Origin of the sequence: Streptomyces sp. NPDC088817 (assembly GCF_044750345.1) — a bacterium.
Lineage (GTDB): Bacteria > Actinomycetota > Actinomycetes > Streptomycetales > Streptomycetaceae > Streptomyces.
In genome coordinates, this window is record NZ_JBIVJN010000014.1 from 242,023 (window position 1) to 264,234 (window position 22,212).

2 protein-coding genes (1 of these 2 only partly in view) are annotated in these 22,212 nt (G+C 74.1%); both read right to left on the reverse strand.

All coding sequences use genetic code 11. The features are described from left to right. Positions 1-14,394, reverse strand: the start of a protein-coding gene (locus ACIP4X_RS25260) for an SDR family NAD(P)-dependent oxidoreductase (RefSeq protein ID WP_401350732.1). The gene continues 17,304 nt to the left of window position 1, outside the view; only the first 14,394 of its 31,698 coding nucleotides appear in the window; it begins with the start codon at positions 14,392-14,394; its stop codon lies beyond the left edge, outside the window. A gap of 17 nt (positions 14,395-14,411) precedes the next feature. Beyond that, the coding region (locus ACIP4X_RS25265) for a type I polyketide synthase (protein WP_401350734.1) at positions 14,412-22,212 on the reverse strand (7,801 nt) is incomplete at its 5' end.

Genomic DNA, 22,212 nt, shown 5'->3' on the forward strand with positions numbered 1-22,212 from the left:
ATTCTCGGTCTGCGCGGAACGGACCAGACCCAGCACAGCAGCGGCGGCAAGGTCGGTCACCGGGGCATCGCCGGTGGCGACAGCACCACGAGTGACGAGCACCAGACGGGAACCGGTCAGCCGGTCCTCCGCCAGCCACTCCTGAAGCAGCGCCAGAGCCGCAGCGGTCCGCGTGTGCGCGGAACCCGCCATATCGGCGTCGTCGGAGCCGGCCATGAACGGGACCAGCACAGCACCGGGAACCGGCGCATCAGCCGCGAGCAGATCGGCGAGCGTCGCGTACCGGACCGCACCAGCGCCCACGGCATCGGCGAGCGCCTCGGTGTCCGGGCCCAGCAGGGCGACACCCGCGGAACCGGTGCCCTCCGGCAGCGGGACCGGGGTCCAGTCGAGGCGGAAGAGCGCGTCGCGCAGGTGTCCGGCGTCGCCGTTCAGCTGGTCGGAGTCGACCGGGCGGGCGAGCAGCCGCGCGATGGAGACCACGGGCCGGCCGGCCGGGTCGACAGCCGTCAGGGACGCCGCGTTCTCGCCCACCGGGGCGAGGCGGACGCGGAGCACCGTGGCGCCGGAGGCGTGCAGGCTGACGCCCTCCCACGAGAACGGCAGACCACCGTCGTCGTCGGTCAGCAGCGCGGGGTGCAGGGCGGCGTCGAGCAGCGCGGGATGCACCGCGAAACCGGCCGCGTCCTCGCCGCCCTCCTCGGGCAGCGCGACCTCGGCATACAGCGTGTCACCGGCCCTCCAGGCCGCCGTGAGGCCCTGGAAGAGCGGACCGTAGGCGAAGCCACGAGCGGCGAAACGCTCGTAGCAACCCTCGACTTCAAGGGTCTCCGCACCGGCCGGCGGCCACGCGGCAGCATCGAAGTCGGCGGCTTCGGCGGTGCCGGCTGTCACCAGGGTGCCGGTGGCGTGCAGCGTCCAGACGCCGTCGGCCGCGCCCTCGGGGCGCGAGTGCACGGTGACCGTGCGCCGACCACCGTCGTCGGCACTCCCCGCACGGACCTGGAGCAGCACGGCGCCGTCCTGCGACAGCACCAGCGGCGCCGCGAGGGTGAGTTCCTCGACCCGGTCGCAGCCGACCTCGTCACCCGCACGGATCGCGAGGTCCAGGAAAGCGGTGCCCGGCAGCAGCACCGTGCCCATGACCGCGTGGTCGGCGAGCCAGGGGTGCGACTGAAGGGAAAGGCGACCGGTGAGGAGCGCCCCTTCGCCCTCGGCGAGCTGCACCGAGCCGTTGAGCAGCGGGTGTCCGGTGGCGGTGAGCCCGGCGACCGCTGCGGCGGAGTGCCTTGCGCTGGGCCAGTAGGTGGTGTGCTGGAAGGCGTAGGTCGGCAGTTCGACGCGGGTGGCGCCGGTACCGGCGAAGAAGGTGTTCCAGTCGATTCGCAGGCCCGCCGTGTGCAGGGCGGCAAGGGCGGTGAGGGCAGCGGTCTCTTCGTCGCGGTCCTTGCGCAGGACCGCGACGGTGACGGCCTCGTCGCCGGTCAGCGACTCCTGGGCCATCGCGGAGAGGACTCCGTCCGGGCCCAGCTCCAGGAACGTGGTCACACCCTGTTCCTCAAGCGTGGCCACACCGTCGGCGAAGCGCACCGCCTCACGGACATGACGGACCCAGTACTCGGCCGAGCACAACTCCTCAGCCGCGGCCACGGATCCGGTCAGGTTCGACACCACCGGAATCACCGGTGCCGCGAACTCCAACTCCTCGACCACGGAACGGAACTCGTCCAGCATCGGGTCCATCAGCGGCGAGTGGAACGCGTGCGACACCCGAAGCATCGTGGCCTTGCGACCCTCCGCCTCGAAGCGTGCCGCGACCTCCAGTACGGCGCCTTCCTCACCCGAAACGACCACCGAGGTGGGGCCGTTGACGGCTGCGATCGACACCTCGGCGGTGAGGTAAGGGATGACCTCGTCCTCGGTGGCCTGGACCGCGACCATCGCGCCGCCGGCAGGCAGCGCCTGCATCAGACGACCCCTGGCAACCACCAGGCGGGCGGCGTCCTCCAGTGAGAACACCCCGGCGACGTGCGCTGCGGCGATCTCACCGATCGAGTGACCGGCGACGAAGTCCGGCCTCACACCCCACGACTCCACCAAGCGGTAGAGGGCGACCTCAACGGCGAAGAGGGCGGGCTGAGTCCATCCGGTCTCGTTCAGCAGACCGGCATCCTCGCCCCACAACACCTCCCGCAGCGAACCCTCCAACTCGCCGTCCAAGACTGCGAGTACGGAATCCAGAGCCTCCGCGAACACCGGGAAACGGCCGTACAGCTCACGACCCATCCCCAACCGCTGCGACCCCTGCCCCGAGAACAGCGCCGCACGACGGCCCGAACGGGTGCGGCCGGTGACGGCGGCGGAGTCCGCGTCGCCGTCGGCGAGGGCGGTCAGGGCGCGGAGGGCGTCCTCCCGGCCGGTGGCCAGGACGACGGCACGGTGGTCGAACGCGGAACGGCTGGTCGCCAGCGAATAGCCGAGGTCGAGCGGGCGCAGCGCCGTGTGCTCGCGGACGGTGTCGAGCAGGCGGGCGGCCTGGTCGCTCAGTGCCTCGGGTGATTTGGCGGAGAGGACCAGCGGGACGACGTCGGGCTCGGCGCCCTGTGTTCCGGCCGTCTCCGGTGCCGGTGCGGCGACCGGCTGCTCCAGGATGACGTGGGCGTTGGTGCCGCTGATGCCGAAGGAGGAGACACCGGCGCGGCGCACCCGTTCCGTCTCGGGCCACTCGGTCTGCTCGGTGAGCAGTTCGACGGTGCCCTCGGTCCAGTCGACGTGGGACGACGGCGCGTCCACGTGCAAGGTGCGCGGCAGCACGCCGTGGCGCATCGCCATGACCATCTTGATGACACCGGCGACACCGGCCGCGGCCTGCGTGTGACCGATGTTCGACTTCAGCGAGCCGAGCCACAGGGGCTGCTCGTCGGTGCGGTTCCGGCCGTAGGTGGCGATGAGCGCCTGGGCCTCGATCGGGTCACCGAGCGTCGTGCCCGTGCCGTGTGCCTCGACGGCGTCCACGTCACCGGTCGAGAGACCGCCGCTGGCGAGCGCCTGGCGGATCACCCGCTGCTGGGACGGACCGTTGGGGGCCGTGAGGCCGTTGGAGGCACCGTCCTGGTTGACGGCGGAGCCACGGACGACCGCGAGGATCTCGTGGCCGTTGCGGATCGCGTCCGACTGCCGCTCCAGCAGGAGCATGCCGACACCCTCGGACCAGCCGACACCGTCCGCCGACTCGGCGAACGCCTTGGAGCGGCCGTCGGGGGCGAGACCGCGCTGGCGGGAGAACTCGATGAACGTGCTGGGCGTCGACATGACGGTCACACCGCCGGCCAGGGCGAGCGAGCATTCGCCCGACCGCAGCGCCTGGGCCGCCCAGTGCAGGGCGACCAACGAGGACGAACAGGCGGTGTCGACGGTGACCGCCGGACCCTCGAAACCGAAGGTGTACGAGACACGTCCGGAGGCGACGCTGCCCGCGCTGCCCTGGCCCTGGAAGCCCTCGAACTCCTTGCCGCCCAGCAGGCTGCCGTAGTCGTGGTACATGACGCCCGCGAAGACGCCGGTACGGCTCTCACGGAGACTCAGCGGGTCGATGCCGGCGCGCTCGATCGCCTCCCAGGAGGTCTCGAGGAGCAGCCGCTGCTGGGAGTCCGTCGCGAGCGCCTCGCGGGGGCTCATCCCGAAGAAGCCGGGGTCGAAGTCGCCCGCGTCGTGCAGGAATCCGCCGGAACGGCTGTACGAGGTGCCGGTGTGCTCGGGGTCCGGGTGGTAGAGGTTCTCCACGTCCCAGCCGCGGTTGGCCGGGAAGTCGGTGATGGCGTCGCTGCCCTCGCTGACCAGTCGCCACAGGTCCTCGGGCGAGGCGACGTTGCCCGGGAAGCGGCAGGCCATACCGACGATCACGATCGGGTCGTCGTCCGTCGGCGGCAGCAGCGTGACCGGAGTCAGGGCCTCGGTCTCCGCACCGAACAGCTCGGTGAGCAGGTGGTCGGCGAGCGCGGACAGAGTCGGGTGGTCGAAGACCATGGTGGCCGACAGGCGCAGACCGGTCGCGGTGCGCAGGCGGTTACGGAGTTCGACCGCGGTGAGGGAGTCGAAACCGAGGTCGCGGAAGGCACGGTCGGCGTCGATGTCAGCGCCGGCAGCGTGCCCCAGGACCAGAGCTGCACTCGCGCGCACCAGATCGAGCAGAACCTCGTGGCGCTGCTCCCGGTCCAGCCGGGCGAGCCGCTGGACCAGCCCGGCGTCCGCGCCCTCGGCGGCCCCGGTCGCGGCGGTGCGGCGCACGGGGGTACGAACCAGCCCACGCAGCAGCGCCGGAATCTCCGGACGGCTCCGGAAGGCGGCAAGGTCAAGGCGGCTGGTGACGACAGCGGCCTCACCGGTGGTGAGTGCGGCGTCGAAGAGGGCGAGGCCCTGCTCGATGGTGATGAGAGGCATGCCGGACTCAGCGGCCCGACGCACATCACGCTCGTCGAGCTGGGCCGTCATGCCCGCACCCTGCTGCCACGGGCCCCACGCGAGGGAGACAGCATGCAGACCAACAGATCTACGGTGGGCGGCGAGAGCGTCCAGGAAGGCGTTACCGGCCGCGTAGTTGGCCTGACCTGCACCACCGAAGACACCGGCCACCGAAGAAAAGACCACGAACGCGTCCAGGTCCAGGTCGCGCGTCGCCTCATGCAGGTTCCACGCGCCGTCCACCTTGGGACGCAGCACAGTGGCAAGCCGCTCACCGGTCAGCGAGCCGAGAACACCGTCATCAAGGACACCGGCCGTGTGCACGACCGCGGTGAGCGGATGCTCCGCGACCAGCGCGGCCACCGCATCCCGGTCGGCGACATCACACGCCGCCACCGAAACCTCGGCACCCAAACCCTCAAGCTCCGCAACCAACTCGGTGGCACCCGCAGCGTCCAGACCGGAGCGGCTGGTCAGCAGCAGACGCCGCACCCCCCGCTCCACGACCAGGTGACGAGCCACCAGGCCACCCAGGCCACCGGTACCACCGGTCACCAGCACCGTCCCCTCCGACGACCAGACAGTCTCGGCAGTGGAGTCAGCGGTCGTACGGGTCAGACGAGCGGCAAGAGCACGGCCGCCACGCAGCGCGAGCTGCGGCTCATCCAGAGCCAGGGCACGCGTCAGAACAAAGTCAGAGGCACCATCAAGGTCCACCAGCCCGAAGGCACCAGGGTTCTCCGTCTGCGCGGAACGGACCAGACCCAGCACAGCAGCGGCGGCAAGGTCGGTCACCGGGGCATCGCCGGTGGCGACAGCACCACGAGTGACGAGCACCAGACGGGAACCGGTCAGCCGGTCCTCCGCCAGCCACTCCTGAAGCAGCGCCAGAGCCGCAGCGGTCCGCGCGTGCGCGGAACCCGCCATATCGGCGTCGTCGGAGCCGGCCATGAACGGAACCAGCACAGCACCGGGAACCGGCGCATCAGCCGCGAGCAGATCGGCGAGATTCGCATACCGAACCGCGCCGTCACCGAGGGCTTCCGCCAGGTCGTCGGTGTCCGGGCCCAGCAGGGCGAGGCCCGCGGAGCCCGTGCCCTCCGGCAGCGGAACCGGAGTCCACTCCAGCCGGAACAACGCATCACGCAGGAGTCCGGAATCGCCGGCCAGCTGGTCGGAGTCGACCGGACGCGCGAGCAGCTTCGCGACGGAGATCACGGGCCGGCCGGCCGGGTCCACCGCGGTCACGGACAGCGTGTTCTCGCCCACCGGAGCGAGACGTACGCGCAGTGCGCTCGCGCCCGAAGCGTGCAGGCTGACGCCCTCCCACGAGAACGGCAGACCACCGTCGTCGTCGGTCAGCAGCGCGGGGTGCAGGGCGGCGTCGAGCAGCGCGGGATGCACCGCGAAACCGGCCGCGTCCTCGCCGCCCTCCTCGGGCAGCGCGACCTCGGCATACAGCGTGTCACCGGCCCTCCAGGCCGCCGTGAGGCCCTGGAAGAGCGGACCGTAGGCGAAGCCACGAGCGGCGAAACGCTCGTAGCAACCCTCGGCGTCGAGGGCCTCCGCACCGGCCGGCGGCCATACGGCAGCGTCGAAGTCGGTGCCTGCGGGGGCGGTGTCGGACAGGGTGCCTGTGGCGTGCAGCGTCCAGACGCCGTCCGTGGCGTCCTCGGAACGGGCGTGCACGGTGAGGGCGCGTCGGCCGTCGTCGTCGGCGCTGCCCGCGCGGACCTGGAGCAGCACGGCGCCGTCCTGCGGCAGCACCAGCGGTGCGGCGAGGGTGAGTTCCTCGACCTGACCGCAGCCGACCTCGTCGCCCGCACGGATCGCGAGGTCCAGGAATGCGGTGCCCGGCAGGAGGACGGTGCCCATGACCGCGTGGTCGGCGAGCCAGGGGTGCGACTGGAGGGACAGCCGACCGGTGAGCAACACGCCTTCCCCGGCGGGGAGTTCCACTGCCGCGCCGAGGAGCGGGTGGGCGGCGGAGCCGAGTCCGGCGGCGCGCATGTCGTGCGGGTGGGCCGCTCGGGCCGTGGGCCAGAACCAGCGGTGCTGGAAGGCGTAGGTCGGCAGGTCGACGCGGGTGGCGCCGGCGCCGGTGAAGGCGGACGTCCAGTCGGCGTCGACGCCGAGGACGTGCAGCCGGCACAGGGCGGTGACGAGGGACTGTTCCTCGTCCCGGTCCTTGCGCAGCAGCGGCACGGTGGTGGCGCCCTCGGTGGCGGACTGCTGTGCCAGGGCGGACAGCACGCCGTCGGGGCCGAGTTCGACGAAGGCGGTGACGCCGTGCTCGCCGAGGGTGCCGACGCAGTCGGCGAACCGGACGGCCTCGCGGACGTGGCGGACCCAGTAGTCGGCCGAGCACAGTTCCTCGGCCGCGGCGAGGGCGCCGGTCAGGTTCGACACCACCGGGATCGCCGGTGCCGTGAGCGTCAGTCCTTGGGCCACCGCGCGGAACTCGTCGAGCATCGGGGTCATCAGCGGCGAGTGGAAGGCGTGGCTGACGCGCAGGCGGCTGGTGCGCCGTCCCTGCTCGGTGAGGTGCGCGGCGACCGCGAGGGCGGCGGCCTCGGTGCCGGAGACGACCACGGACGACGGTCCATTGACGGCGGCGATGGAGACGTCGTCGGTGAGGAGCGGGCGTACCTCGTCCTCGGTGGCCTCGACGGCGATCATGGCGCCGCCCTCGGGCAGCGCCTGCATGAGGCTCGCGCGGGCGGCGACGAGACGGCAGGCGTCCTCCAGGGAGAGCACCCCGGCGACGTGGGCGGCGGCGATCTCACCGATGGAGTGGCCGGCCACGAGGTCCGGCTTCACACCCCAGGACTCCACGAGCCGGTAGAGCGCCACCTCGACGGCGAACAGGGCGGGCTGGGTCCAGCCGGTCTCGTTCAGCGGACCGGTGTCCTCGCCCCACATCACTTCCCGCAGCGAGCCTTCCAACTCGCCGTCCAGGACGGCCAGTACGGCATCCAGGGCCTCGGCGAACACCGGGAAACGGCCGTACAGTTCACGGCCCATCCCGAGCCGCTGCGATCCCTGGCCCGAGAACAGGAAGGCGGTGCGGCCGCCGCGGACGGTGCCGGTCAGCAGTGCGCTGTCGTCGGTCCCGGCGGCGAGGGCCGCGAGGGCGCGCAGGGACTCGGCGCGGTCGGCGCCGGCGACGACGGCGCGGTGGTCGAAGACTGAACGGCTGGTGAGCAGCGAGTAGGCGATGTCGGCCGGGTGGGCCTCGGGGTGGGCCTCGATGTGGGTGAGCAGGCGGGCGGCCTGGTCGCGCAGGGCCTCGGGGGTCTTCGCGGACAGCGGCCAGGGGGTGGCCGGGATTTCTTCGGCGGGGTCGCGCGGGGTGGCCGGGGCCGGGGTGGCGGCCGGCTGTTCGATGATGACGTGGGCGTTGGTGCCGCTGATGCCGAAGGAGGAGACACCGGCGCGGCGCACGCGGTCCGTCCGGGGCCACTCGGTCTGCTCGGTGAGCAGTTCGACGGCGCCGGCGTCCCAGTCGACGTGCGAGGACGGGGCGTCCACGTGCAGGGTCCGCGGGAGCAGACCGTGCCGCATCGACATGATCATCTTGATGACGCCTGCGACGCCCGCGGCGGCCTGGGTGTGGCCGATGTTGGACTTCACGGAGCCGAGCCACAGGGGCCGCTCGGGGTCGCGGTCGCGGCCGTAGGTGGCGATGAGCGCCTGGGCCTCGATGGGGTCGCCCAGGGTGGTGCCGGTGCCGTGCGCCTCAACGACGTCGACGTCCTCGGGGGACAGTCCGCCGCTGGCGAGGGCCTGGCGGATGACGCGCTGCTGGGAGGGGCCGTTGGGGGCGGTCAGGCCGTTGGAGGCGCCGTCCTGGTTCACGGCGGAGCCGCGCAGCACGGCGAGGATCTCGTGCCCGTTGCGGATCGCGTCGGACTGCCGCTCCAGGACGAGCATGCCGACGCCCTCGGACCAGGCGACGCCGTCGGCGGCCTCGGCGAACGCCTTGGAGCGGCCGTCGGCGGCGAGGCCCCGCTGGCGGGAGAAGTCGACGAAGGTGCTGGGCGTCGACATGACGGTGACGCCGCCGGCCAGGGCGAGCGTGCACTCCCCCGTGCGCAGCGCCTGGGCGGCGAGGTGCATGCCGACGAGGGAGGAGGAGCAGGCGGTGTCGACGGTGACGGCGGGGCCCTCAAGGCCCAGGGTGTACGAGACGCGTCCTGAGGCGACGCTGGGAGCGCTGCCGTTGCCGCGGAAGGCCTCGTACTCGTCGCCGGTGAGGATGGTGCCGTAGTCGTTGTACATGACGCCGGCGAAGACGCCGGTGCGGCTGCCGCGCAGGCTGAGCGGGTCGATGCCGGCCCGCTCGACGGCCTCCCAGGACAGTTCGAGCAGCAGGCGCTGCTGGGAGTCGGTGGAGAGCGCCTCGCGCGGGCTCATGCCGAAGAAGTCGGCGTCGAACGAGCCGGCGTCGTGCAGGAACCCGCCGGCGCGCACATAGGTGTGTCCGGGACGGTCGGGGTCCGGGTCGTAGAGGTTGTCGACGTCCCAGCCGCGGTTGACGGGGAACGGGCCGGTGGCGTCGGCGCCTTCGCTGACCAGGCGCCACAGGTCCTCGGGCGAGGTGACGCCGCCCGGGTAGCGGCAGGCCATGCCGACGATGACGATCGGGTCGTCGGTGGTGGCCGGGAGGGCGCCGGCGGGGGTGGGCAGGGGTGTGTCGTCGGCGGTGCCGAGGAGTTCGTCGCTCAGGTGGTCGGCGAGCGCGTTCGGCGTCGGGTAGTCGAACACCATGGTCGCGGGCAGGCGCAGTCCGGTGGCGGCGTTGAGGCCGTTGCGCAGTTCGACCGCGGTCAGCGAGTCGAAGCCGAGATCCTGGAACTGGCGGGCCGCCTCCACCTGGTCGGCGTCGGCGTGGCCGAGGACCTGGGCGATCTGGGTGCGGACCAGGCCGAGGAGGGTCTCGCGGCGGGCGGCGGCGTCCAGGCCGGCCAGTCGCTGGGCGAGGCTGTCGGCGGTCACCGACACCTGGGCGGCGGCGCGGCGCACGGTGGTGCGGATCAGTCCGCGCAGCAGCGGCGCGATCTCGCCCTGGGTGCGCAGCACGGCCAGGTCGAGGCGGACCGGCAGGAGCGCGGGGCCGCCGGTGGCGAGGGCCGCGTCGAAGAGGGCGAGGCCCTGTTCGACGGTGAGCGGCGGCATGCCGGAGCGGGCGATGCGCTCGACGTCGATGTCGGACAGGTTGCCGGTCATGCCGACGCTCTGGGTCCAGGGACCCCAGGCGAGGGAGGTGGCGGGCAGGCCGACGCCGTGGCGGTGGGCGGCGAGGGCGTCCAGGAAGGCGTTGCCGGCCGCGTAGTTGGCCTGTCCGGGGCTGCCGAGGGTGGCGGCGACGGACGAGAAGAGGACGAACGCGTCGAGGTCCAGGTCCCGGGTGAGGTCGTGCAGGTGCCAGGCGGCGTCGGCCTTGGGCCGCAGCACGGTGTCGAGGCGTTCGGGGGTGAGGGAGCCGATGACGCCGTCGTCGACCACGCCGGCGGTGTGCACGACGGCGCTCAGCGGGTGCGCGGCGGGTATCCGGGCGAGGAGGGCGGCGAGGGCCTCCCGGTCGGTGACGTCGCAGGCGGCGATGTCGACGGAGGCGCCGAGTGCGGTGAGTTCGCCGGCGAGGTCACGGGCGCCGGCGGCGTCCGGGCCGCGGCGGCTGGCGAGCAGCAGACGGCGGACGCCGCGTTCGGTGACGAGGTGGCGGGCGAGGACGCCGCCGAGTCCGCCGGTGCCGCCGGTGATCAGGACGGTGCCGTCCGGGTTCCAGTCGGCGGGGGCGGCGGGGGCGGGCACCCGGGCGAGCCGGGCGGTGAGTACGTCGGAGCCGCGTACGGCGAGGTCGGGTTCGTCGTACGCGGCGGCCAGGGCCGCCACCAGGGCTGCGGGGGCGGCGGGGGTGTCGGAGAGGTCGAGGAGGGCGAAGCGGCCGGGGTTCTCGGTGCGGGCGGTGCGGATCAGACCGGCGGCCGCGGCGGCCGCGAGGTCACCGCCCGCGGTGGCGTCGCGGGTGACGAGGACGAGCCGGGCGTCGGCGAACCTGTCCTCGGTCAGCCAGTGCTGGGCCAGGGCCAGTACGGCGGCGGCGGTGGTGTGGGCGGCGTCGGCGGCGGCCCGGGTGTCCTGTTCGCCGGGCACGGAGGTGAGCACGGTCCCGGGCACCGGGGCGGTGTCCGCGGCCAGCGCGGCCAGGTCGGGGTGGGCGGTGACCTGGACGCCGGTGGCGCGCAGCGCGTCGGCGAGGCCGGCCGGGTCGGCGCCGACGAGCGCGACGCTCTCCGGGAACTGCCCTGACGGGTTCCCCAGCGGGGTCCACTCGACCTGGAAGAGGGAGTCGCGGTGGACCGCCCCCGCGGCGCCGGGGGTGTCCTTGGGGACGACGCGGGAGACCAGGGAGTCCACGGACAGGACGGTGCCGCCCGCGGTGTCGTACACGGCGATGGAGACGGTGTCCTCGCCCGCGGAGGTGATGCGGGCGCGGACGGTGGTGGCGCCGGACGCGGCGAGGTGCACGCCCTGCCAGGCGAACGGCAGTCCGCCCTGGCTGATGGCGCCGAGGTCGGTGTAGGCGGCGGCGTGCTGGGCGGCGTCCAGGAGCGCGGGGTGCAGGCCGAAGTCGGCGGGGTCGGTCCCGGCGTCCTCGGGGACGGCGACCTCGGCGAACACGTCGGTGCCGCGGCGCCAGGCGGCGCGCAGGCCACGGAAGGCGGGCCCGTAGTCGAAGCCGAGGCCGGCGAGGCGCTCGTAGCAGCCGTCGAGGTCGACCTGTTCGGCGCCGGCGGGCGGCCAGACGGTGGCGTCGAAGGCGGCGTCCGGGGCGCCCGCGCCGGTGGTGAGGACGCCGGTGGCGTGCTGCGACCAGGGCAGGTCGAAGCCGTCCTCGACGCGGGAGAAGATGCCGAGCGAGCGGCGGCCCGCGGGATCGGGGGCGCCCACCCGGACCTGGAGCTGGACGGCGCCGCGCTCGGGGAGCACCAGCGGGGCGGCGAGGGTGAGTTCCTCGACACGGTCGCAGCCGGCCTCGTCGCCCGCGCGGATGGCGAGTTCGACGAAGGCGGTGCCGGGCAGCAGGGCGCGGCCCTGGACGCCGTGGTCGGCGAGCCAGGGGTGGGAGTGGACGGAGAGCCTGCTGGTGAACAGGAACCCTTCGTCGTCGGCGAGTTCGACGGCCGCGCCGAGCAGCGGGTGGTCGGCGGAGCCGAGTCCGGCGGCGGTGACGTCCTGGGTGGAGCGGCCCGCGGCCGGCCAGAACCGCTGGTTCTGGAAGGGGTAGGTGGGCAGGTCGGCGCGGAGGGCGCCGGTGGTGTCGAAGAGGCGGGCCCAGCGGACGGTGAGGCCGCGGACGTGCACCCGGGCGAGTCCGGTGAGGGCGGACTCCTCCTCGGGGCGGTCCTTGCGCAGCAGCGGGACGGCGGTGGTGCCCTCGGGCAGCGACTCCTGTGCCATCGCGGACAGCACGCCGTCGGGGCCGACTTCGAGGATGGTGGTGACGCCGCGGGCGGCGAGGGTGGTGACGCCGTCGGCGAAGCGGACGGCCTCGCGGACGTGGCGGACCCAGTAGTCGGCGGTGCACAGGTCGGCGGGGTCGGCGACGGTGCCGGTCAGGTTGGAGACGACCGGGATGCGCGGCTCGTGGTAGGTGAGGCCCCGGGCGACGCTCCGGAACTCCTCCAGCATGGGGTCCATGAGCGGCGAGTGGAAGGCGTGGCTGACCCGCAGGCGGGTGGTCTTGCGGTCCTGCGCCTCGAAGTGCGCGGCGATCGCGGCGACCTCGTCCTCGTCACCGGCGACGACCACCGACGACGGCCCGTTGACCGCGGCGATCGACACCCGCTCCGTCAGACGCGGGGCAACCTCCTCCTCGGTGGCGCGCACCGCGAGCATCGCACCGCCCCGCGGCAGCTCCTGCATCAGGCGGGCGCGGGCGGCGACCAGGGTGCACGCGTCCTGGAGCGACAGCACCCCGGCGACGTGCGCGGCGGCGATCTCGCCGACGGAGTGGCCGCCGACGTAGTCGGGGGTGACGCCCAGGAAGGAAACGAGGCGGTAGAGGGCGACCTCGACGGCGAACAGCGCGGGCTGGGTCCAGCCGGTCTCGTTGAGGAGGCCCGCGTCGGAGCCCCAGACGACGTCGCGCAGCGGGCGGTCGGTGTGGCCGTCGAGGAGCGCGGCGATCTCGTCGAAGGCCTCTGCGAACACCGGGAAGCGGGCGTGCAGTTCGCGGCCCATGCCGAGGCGCTGGGAGCCCTGGCCCGAGAACAGGACGGCGGTGGCGCCGTCGTCGACCGAGCCGTGGGCGATCTCGGTGGCGCCCGAGGCGTCGGTGCCGGCGCAGAGCAGGACGGCGCGGTGCTCGAAGGTGGCGCGGCCGTCGGCGAGCGCGAAGCCGATGTCGAGCGGGTCGGCGTCCGGGTGGCCCGCGAGGTGGGCGGCGAGGCGTTCGCGCTGGGCGTCGAGCGCGGCGGCGGTGCGGCCGGACAGGGTCCAGGGGACGAGCGCGGGGCGGACGGCGGGGTCCGGGGCGGGGCGCTCGGTGGCGGCGGGGGCCTGTTCGAGGATGAGGTGGGCGTTGGTGCCGCTGATGCCGAAGGAGGAGACTCCGGCGCGGCGGGCGCGGCCGGTCTCGGGCCAGTCGACGGCGCGGTCGAGGAGTTCGACGGAGCCCGCGGTCCAGTCGACGTTGCTGGTCGGCCGGTCGGCGTGGAGGCTCCGGGGCAGTACGCCGTTACGCATCGCCATGATCATCTTGATCACGCCGGCGGCGCCGGAGGCGGCCTGGGCGTGGCCGATGTTCGACTTGACGGAGCCGAGCAGCAGCGGCCGCTCGCGGTCCTGGCCGTAGGTGGCGAGCAGGGCCTGCGCCTCGATCGGGTCGCCGAGGGTGGTGCCGGTGCCGTGCGCCTCGACCGCGTCGACGTCCGCGGCGGTCAGGTGGGCGCTGTCCAGGGCGGCGCGGATGACGCGCTGCTGGGAGGGGCCGTTGGGGGCGGTGAGGCCGTTGGAGGCGCCGTCCTGGTTGATGGCGGAGCCGCGCAGCACGGCGAGGACCGTACGGCCCTCGCGCTGGGCGTCGGACAGCCGCATCAGGATGAACAGTCCCGCGCCCTCGGCCCAGCCGGTGCCGTCGGCGTCGTCGGAGAACGGCTTGCAGCGGCCGTCGGCGGCCAGTCCGCTCTGCGAGGTGAACGCGATGAACGGGTGGGGCGTGGCCATGACGGAGGCGCCGCCCGCCAGGGCCAGGGAGCACTCGCCGCCCCGCAGTGCCTGCACGGCCAGGTGCAGGGAGACGAGCGACGAGGAGCAGCCGGTGTCGACGGTGACCGCCGGGCCCTCGGCGCCCAGGAAGTAGGAGAGCCGGCCGGAGATCACGCTGGCGGCGTGGCCGGTGGTGGAGTACACCTCGGCGTCCTCGTCGGACGCCTTGATGACCTCGGCGTAGTCCTGGCCGGTGGTGCCCATGAACACGCCCGTGCGGCTGCCCCGCAGCGTGGAGGGGTCGATGCCGGCCCGCTCCAGCGCCTCCCAGGCGATCTCCAGGAGGATGCGCTGCTGCGGGTCCATGGCGACGGCCTCGCGGGGCGAGATGCCGAAGAAGCCGGGGTCGAAGCCGGCGGCGTCCTGGAGGAAGCCGCCGACCTGGGCGAGGCTGCTGCCCTCGCCGCCGCCCGCGAGCCGGTCCAGGTCCCAGCCGCGGTCGGTCGGGAACGGGCCGATGACGTCGCGGCCCTGGGCGACGAGCTCCCACAGGTCCTCGGGGGATGCGACGCCGCCGGGGAAGCGGCAGCCGATGCCGACGACGGCGATCGGCTCCGCCGCCGAGGCGACCAGCTGCTCGTTCTGCTTGCGCAGCCGCTCGATCTCCTTCAGGGACGACCGCAGCGCCTCGACGTACTTGTTGGGGGACGTGCTCATCGTGTTCCAGCTCTCTTTCAGTTCGCCGAGTTCTGGGCGGCCAGCCGCAGCAGCTCTTCGGCGTCCATGTCGTCGAGGGAGTCCGCCGTGTCGTCGTCGGCGGGGGCGCTGTCCTCAACGTCGTCGGACTCGGCGAGTCTCAGCACCATGTCGAGGAGGCCCGCCTTGCGCAGCCGTCCGATCGGGACGGTGGCGAGGGCCTCACGGATGCGGGCGTCGGGGTCGTCCGCGCGGCCGGTGTCCGTGTCATCGGGTGCGGTGCCGTAGAGCAGCGAGCCGATGTGCTGGGCGAGGGCCGTGGGATTCGGGTAGTCGAAGACGAGGGCGGCCGGCAGCGGCAGCCCGAGGGCGGAGCGGAGCCGGTTGCGCAGTTCGACGGCGGTGACGGAGTCGAAGCCGACGTCGCGGAAGGCGCGCGAGGCGGGCACCGCGTCGGGGCTGTCGTGGCCGAGGGTCGCGGACGCCTCGGCGCGGACGGCTTCGACGAGGGCACGGGCGCGTTCCGCGGTGGGCAGCCCGTCCAGCCGGGCACGCAGCGGCGGTACGGCGGCGCCGGAGCCGGCTGCGGCGGCCGGGCCCTCGTCGGTGAGGGCCGAGACGGCTTCCGGGACGGTGCTCAGCAGGGCGCTGGGGCGGTTCGCGGTGAAGGCGGGTGCGAACAGCTCCCAGTCCATGAGGGTGACGGCGAGCGCGGTGTCGTCGTCCTCCAGCATCTGGTCGAGGGCGCCAAGCGCGTGTTCCGGCTCCATGGCCAGGACGCCCTGGCGGACGAGCCGGTCGTGGACCTCGGGGTCGGTCGCCATGCCGACCTCGCCCCAGGTGCCCCAGGCCACCGAGGCGGCGGTCAGGCCGAGGGACCTGCGGTGCTCGGCGAGGGCGTCGAGGTAGGCGTTGGCGGCGGCGTAGCCGGGCTGGCCGCCGCTGCCCCAGACGGCGGCGCCGGACGAGAACAGGACGAACGCGTCCAGGTCGAGGCCGGCGGTCAGCTCGTGCAGGTGCTGGGCGGCGGTCAGCTTGGCGCGCATCAGCGCGTCGAGCTGGTCGATGGTCAGGTCCGCGACCGGGGCGTCGCCGTGGGCCACGCCGGCGGAGTGGAAGACGGCGGTGAGCGGCGCGTCCTCGGGCAGTCCCGCCAGGAGCGCGGCGAGCGCGTCCCGGTCGGCGGCGTCGCACGCGGCGACGGTCACGCGGACGCCCAGCTGCTCCAGTTCGGCGCGGAGTTCGGCCGCTCCGGGGGCGTCGGCGCCGCGCCGGCTGGTCAGGACCAGGTGGTCGGCGCCCTGTTCGGCGAGACGGCGGGCGACCCGGCCGCCGATGCCGCCGGTCCCGCCGGTGACGAGGACGGAGCCGTGGACGGGCGGGCGCTTCCCGGAGCCGGGTACGGCCGGGGCGGCGTGGGCGAGGCGGCGGGCGAGCACGCCCGAGCCGCGGATGGCGAGCTGGTCCTCGCCGCCCGCGTCGGCGAGCAGTCCGGTGAGCCGGGCGGCGGCCCGGGAGTCGACCGTCTCCGGCAGGTCGACGAGACCGCCCCACCGGTCGGGGTGTTCGAGGCCGATGACGCGGCCGAGGCCCCACAGCGCGCCCTGCACGGGGCTGCTGAGGACGTCGCCGCGGCCGGCGGCGACACCGCCCCGGGTCAGGCACCACAGGGGCGCGGTGAGCCCCGCGTCGCCGAGGGCCTGGACGAGGGCGAGGGTCTGGGCGAGGCCGAGCGGCACGGATCCGAAGTCGGTGTGGAGTGCCTCGGCTGCGGCGAGCAGGGAGACCACGGCGTGGAACTCCCCCTCGTCCTCGCGGAGCTGGGCGAGCCGCTCGGCCCAGGCGGCCCGGTCGGTGCCCTTGGCCTCGAAGCGGACGGTGTCCGGGCCGAGCGCGTCGAGGACGGCGGCGACCCAGGGGGCGCCCGCGTGGTCCGGCGAGATCACCGCGAGGAGCCGGCCGGCGGGCCGGGAGGCGCCGGGTTCGGCGACGCGGTTCCACTCGACGTGGTAGCGCAGGGCGTCCACGCGGGAGCGGGTGAGGGAGCGGCTGCGCCAGGCGGACAGCGCGGGCAGCACGTCGCCGAGCCGGGAGGCGCCGTCGTCGGCGGCGATGCCGAGTTCACCGGCGAGCGCGGTGAGGTCCTGGTTCTCGACCAGTTCCCAGAACGCGGCGTCGGAGGCGTCGGCGGTGCCCGCGGGGGCGGCGGCCTTCGGTTCGGGCCAGAAGTCCTGCCGCTGGAAGGGGTAGGTGGGCAGGTCGACCGGCGCGTACGCGGGGCGGTCGAAGACGGCGGTCCAGTCGACGGCGATGCCGTGGGTGTGCGCCTCGGCGAGCGAGGTGAGGAAGCGACGGCGGTCGCCGTCGTCGCGGCGCAGCGTGCCGAGGACGGCGGAGGTCTCGGCCACATCCTCCTGAAGGCTTTCCTGCGTCTCCTGGATCGGGGCGGCCAGCACCGGGTGCGGGCTGATCTCCACGAACACGCGGTGTCCGGCGGCGACGAGGGCGCGGGTGGCGTCCTCCATCAGCACGGTCTGCCGCAGGTTGGTGTACCAGTAGGAGCCGTCGAAGGCGGCCTCGTCGAGCCGGGCGCCGGTGACGGTCGAGTAGAACGGCACCTCGGGGACGCGGGGACTGACGGGGGCGAGGACGCGGGCGAGTTCGTCGCGCACGGCCTCGACGTGCCGGCCGTGCGAAGCGTAGTCCACGGACACCCTGCGGGCCCGTACGTTCTGCTCGCGGCAGGTTTCGAGGAGTTCGTCGAGGGCGTCGGCGTCGCCGGAGACGATCACCGAGGAGGGGCCGTTGACGGCGGCGACGGACAGCGCCTCGCCCCAGGGCTGGAGCAGTTCGGTGACGCGTTCGGCGGGCGCGGAGACGGACATCATGCCGCCGAGCCCGGACAGCTGGGGCAGGGCCTGGCTGCGCAGCGCGACGACGAGGGCGGCGTCCTCCAGGCTGAGCGCCCCGGCGACGCAGGCAGCGGCGATCTCGCCCTGCGAGTGGCCGACGACGGCGGCGGGTTCGACGCCGTACGACCGCCACAGCGCGGTGAGCGCGACCATCATCGAGAACAGGGCGGGCTGGACGACGTCCACGCGCTCCAGGAGTTCCGGGTCGCCCTCGCCGGCCAGCACCTCGTGCAGGGACCAGTCGGTGTACGGGGCGAGCGCCGCGGCGCAGTCGTCGACGGCGGTGCGGAACACCTCGGAGCCGGCGAGGAGTTCGCGGCCCATCCCCCACCACTGGGAGCCCTGGCCCGGGTAGACGAAGACGGGTCCCGTGGAGTCCGGTCCCGCGGTGCCGGTGACGACGCCGGGTGCGGACGTGGAGGACACCACGGCCTCCAGGCCGCGGGTGAAGTCCTCGGGACGGCTGCCGAGGACGACGGCGCGGTGGTCGAAGGTGGACCGGGTGGTGGCCAGTGCGTGTCCGACGCGGGCGGGCGCGGCGGTGGCGCCGGCCGTCGCGGTCAGCAGCCGGGACGCCTGCTCGCGCAGCGCCTGCGCGGACTTGGCGGACAGCGGCCAGGGAACGAGCGGGGCGTCCTCGGCGTCCCCCGCGGGCTCTTCCACTGGATGCGCGGCGGGCTCTTCGGCAGGGGCCTGCTCCAGGAGGAGGTGGGCGTTGGTGCCGCTGATGCCGAAGGAGGAGACACCGGCCCGGCGGGGGCGGTCCTCGGCGGCCGGCCAGGCGGTGCGCTCGCGCAGCAGGGTGACGGCGCCGGAGGTCCAGTCGACGTGGCTGGAGGGCTCGTCGATGTGCAGGGTGCCGGGCAGTTCGCCGGCGTGCATGGCCATCACCATCTTGATGACGCCGGCGACGCCCGCGGCGGCCTGGGTGTGGCCGATGTTGGACTTCACCGAGCCGAGCAGCAGCGGCTGTCCGCCGTCGCGGTCCTGGCCGTAGGTGGCGAGCAGGGCGCCGGCCTCGATGGGGTCGCCGAGCTTGGTGCCGGTGCCGTGCGCCTCGACCACGTCGATGTCGGCGGCGCCGAGTCCGGCGTTGGCGAGGGCCTGGCGGATGACGCGCTGCTGGGAGAGGCCGTTGGGCGCGGTCAGACCGTTGGAGGCGCCGTCCTGGTTGATGGCGGAACCCCGGACGACGGCGAGGACACGGTGTCCGTTGCGGCGGGCGTCGGAGAGCTTCTCCAGCAGGACGACGCCGACGCCCTCGGCGAGGGTCATGCCGTCGGCGGCCTCGGCGAACGGCTTGCAGCGGCCGTTCTCGGCCAGCGCCCGCTGCCGGCTGAAGCCGACGAACGCGTGCGGGGTGGCCATGACGGCGGCGCCGCCGGCCAGGGCGAGGCTGCTCTCGCCGCTGCGCAGGGACTGGCAGGCCAGGTGCATCGCGACCAGGGAGGAGGAGCAGGCGGTGTCGACGGTGACCGCCGGGCCCTCAAGACCGAGCAGGTAGGAGACACGGCCGGACAGCACGCTGGCCGCGGTGCCGGTCATCATGTGCACCTCGGTGCCCTCGGTGCCGTTCTGGACGCTGCTGGAGTAGTCCTGGTAGCTGGCGCCGAAGAAGGCGCCGGTGGCGGTGGCGTGCAACGACTCGGGGTCGATGCCGGCCCGCTCCAGGGCCTCCCAGGAGGTCTCCAGGAGCAGCCGCTGCTGCGGGTCCATGGCGAGCGCCTCGCGGGGCGAGATGCCGAAGAACCCGGGGTCGAAGCCGGCCGCCTCGTGCAGGAACCCGCCGTGCACGGAGTAGGTGCGGCCCTGCCGGTCGGGGTCCGGGTCGTAGAGGCCGTGGGCGTCCCAGCCGCGTTCGGCGGGGAACTCGGAGATGACGTCGGCGCCGTCGAGGGCGAGCCGCAGCAGCTCCTCCGGGGTGTTCGCGCCGCCGGGGAAGCGGCAGCTCATGCCGACGATGACGATCGGGTCGTCGTCGGCGCCCGCGGTGACCGCGGCGGCGGGCCGGTCGCCGGCCGTGCCGGTGGTGCCGAGCGCGGTGGCCTTGAGGAACGCGGCGAGCGCGACCGCGTTCGGATGGTCGAAGACCATGGTGGACGGCAGGGTGAGCCCGGTCGCGGCGACGAGGCGGTTGCGCAGGTCGACGGCGGTCACCGAGTCGAAGCCGATGTCGCGGAAGGCGCGCCGCTCGGGGACGGTGTCGGCGGAGGCGTGGCCGAGGACGGCGGCGGTCTCCTCGCGGACCAGGGCGAGCACGATCCGGTCCTGCTCGGCGGCGGACGCGCCCTGGAGGCGGGCGGCCAGGCCGCTGGTGGCGGTGGCCGTGGCGGCGGGCGCGGCCCGGTCGGCCAGCAGGCGGGCGACCTCGGGGATCCGGTCGAACAGGTGCGAGGGGCGTCCCGCGGTGAAGACGTCGTGGTACGTGCCCCAGTCGATGTCCATGAGGCCGATGACGGTCTCGTCGTCCTCCATGACGCGCTGGAGGGCGGTCAGCGCCAGCTCGGGGTCGAGGTACTCCAGGCCGCTGCGGCGGATCTGGTGCGGGTCGGCCAGCTCGCGTTCGAGGTCGTCGGGCCACTTGCCCCAGTGGATGGAGGTGGCGCGGGCGCCGCGGGCGCGGCGCTGTTCGGCGAGCGCGGACAGGTAGGCGTTGCCCGCGACGTACGCGGCGTGCACGCCGCTGCCCCACATGCCTGCGGTGGAGGAGTACAGGACGAAGTCGTCCAGCTCCTCGTCGTCGAGGAGTTCGTCGAGGATGCGGGCGCCGGTGACCTTGGCGTGCACGACCTCCGCGAACGCGTCGACGGTGGTGTCGGCGAGGGCGGACAGCTCGATGACGGCTGCGGTGTGCACGACCGTGCGGACGGTGCGGCCCTCGGCCTTCAGTCCGTCGAGGAGCGCGGCGACCGCGGCGCGGTCGGTGATGTCGCAGGCCACGAACTGCGTCTCGGTGCCCGCCGCCCGGAGTTCGGCGGCGAGTTCGGCCGCGCCGGGGGCGTCGGCGCCGCGGCGGCTGAGCAGCACGAGGTGCTCGGCGCCGTGGGCGGACAGATGGCGGGCGAGTCCGGGGGCGAGGGTGCCGGAGCCGCCGGTGACCAGGGTGGTGCCGCGCGGCTTCCAGGCGCGGGCCTTGCGGCGGGTGTCGCCGCTCGCGCGGACGACGCGGCGGGCGAGCACACCCGCGGGCCGGACGGCGAGCTGGTCCTCGTCGCCGAGCGCCCCGGCGAGCGCGGCGACGAGCCGCTGGGCGGCGCGGGCGTCGAGCGCCGTGGCAGGTGACGTTTGCCCGTCAAGGAGCGGCGTCCGGTGCGTTCCCCCACGCTCGGCTTCGCTCGCGCGGGTGGTACCCCCACCGGCGTGCCGGCCGGAAGTCCTCGTACTGGACGTACTTGGGCTTTCGGCCGGTGCGGCGAGAGGGCGTGCCGGGCGTCGCGACGGGGCAGACGTCGCCTGTCGCGGCGCTGGAGTCCCGGGCAGGTCGACGACGCCGCCCCAGCGGCGGGGGTGCTCCACGGCGACGGTCCAGCCGAGGCCGGCGACCTGGCTCTGCAGCGGCCGGGTGACCGTGTCGGACGGGCCGGTGGAGAAGGCGCCGCGGGTCAGGAACCACAGCGGTGCCGGGACGCCGGCCTCGCCGAGGGCCTGCGCCAGCGAGACCGACAGCGCGAGTCCGAGGGTCAGTCCGGGATGGCGGACGGAGTCCTGTTCGGCGTCGGCGAGGACGGAGACGACGCCGGTGAGGCCGTCGGTGTCGGTGAGGCGCTCGCGCAGGACGGCGGGGTCGATGCAGGTCTCGTCGAGGACGAGGCGCCGCACCTGGGCGCCGCCTGCCTCCAGCGCCTCGGCGACGTCGGTGTCGTCGACGCCGTCGGCGGACACCAGCAGCCAGGTGCCGTCGAGGGTGGCGCGGGGGATCCGGGCCAGCGGCTCCCAGGTGACCCGGTAGCGCCAGGAGTCCACGGTGGAGCGCTCGCCGCGGGTGCGGCGCCAGGAGGCCAGGCCGGGCAGGATCGCGGCGACGGACTCCTCGTCCGTGCCGAGCGCCTCGGTGAGGGCGGAGACGTCCGCCTGCTCGACGGCCGCCCAGAACTCGGCGTCCATCGGCGCGGTGGCCGAACGGTCCACGACGGCGCGGCTGATCCAGTAGCGCTCGTGCTGGAAGGCGTACGTGGGCAGGTCGACGCGGGTCGCGCCGGTGCCCTCGAACAGCGGGGCCCAGTCGACGTGGACGCCGCGGACGAACACCTGGGCGGCGGACAGCAGGAAGCGGTCCAGGCCGCCGTTGTCGCGGCGCAGGGTGCCGGAGGCGACACCCGCCACTCCGGCGTCGTCGATCATGTCCTGCACGGACATCGACAGCACCGGGTGGGAGCTGACCTCGATGAAGGCGCGGTGCTCGGCGGCGATCAGACCGCGCACGGCGTCCGCGAACAGGACCCGGCCGCGCAGGCTGCGGTACCAGTAGCCTGCGTCCATGACGGTGGTGTCGAGCCAGTCGCCGGTGACCGTGGAGAACAGCGGAACCTCGGACGCGGCCGGAGCGACCTCGGCCAGCAGCCCCAGGATCTCGTCGTGCAGGTCCTCGACGTGGTGGGAGTGCGAGGCGTAGTCCACGGGGACGCGGCGCACGCGCACGTCCTCGGCGGTGAGCAGGTCGGACAGCTCGTCCAGGGCGCCGGGTTCGCCGGAGACCACGCAGGAGCGGGGGCCGTTCTCGGCGGCGACGGACACCCGCCCGCCGAACGCCTCAAGACGGGCCTCCACATCGGCGACGGGCAGCGCCACCGACATCATCCCGCCCCGGCCCGCGAGGCTGCGCCCGATGGCCTGGCTGCGCAGCGCCACCACCCGCGCACCGTCACGCAGCGACAGCGCACCCGACACCACGGCGGCGGCGATCTCGCCCTGCGAGTGACCCACCACC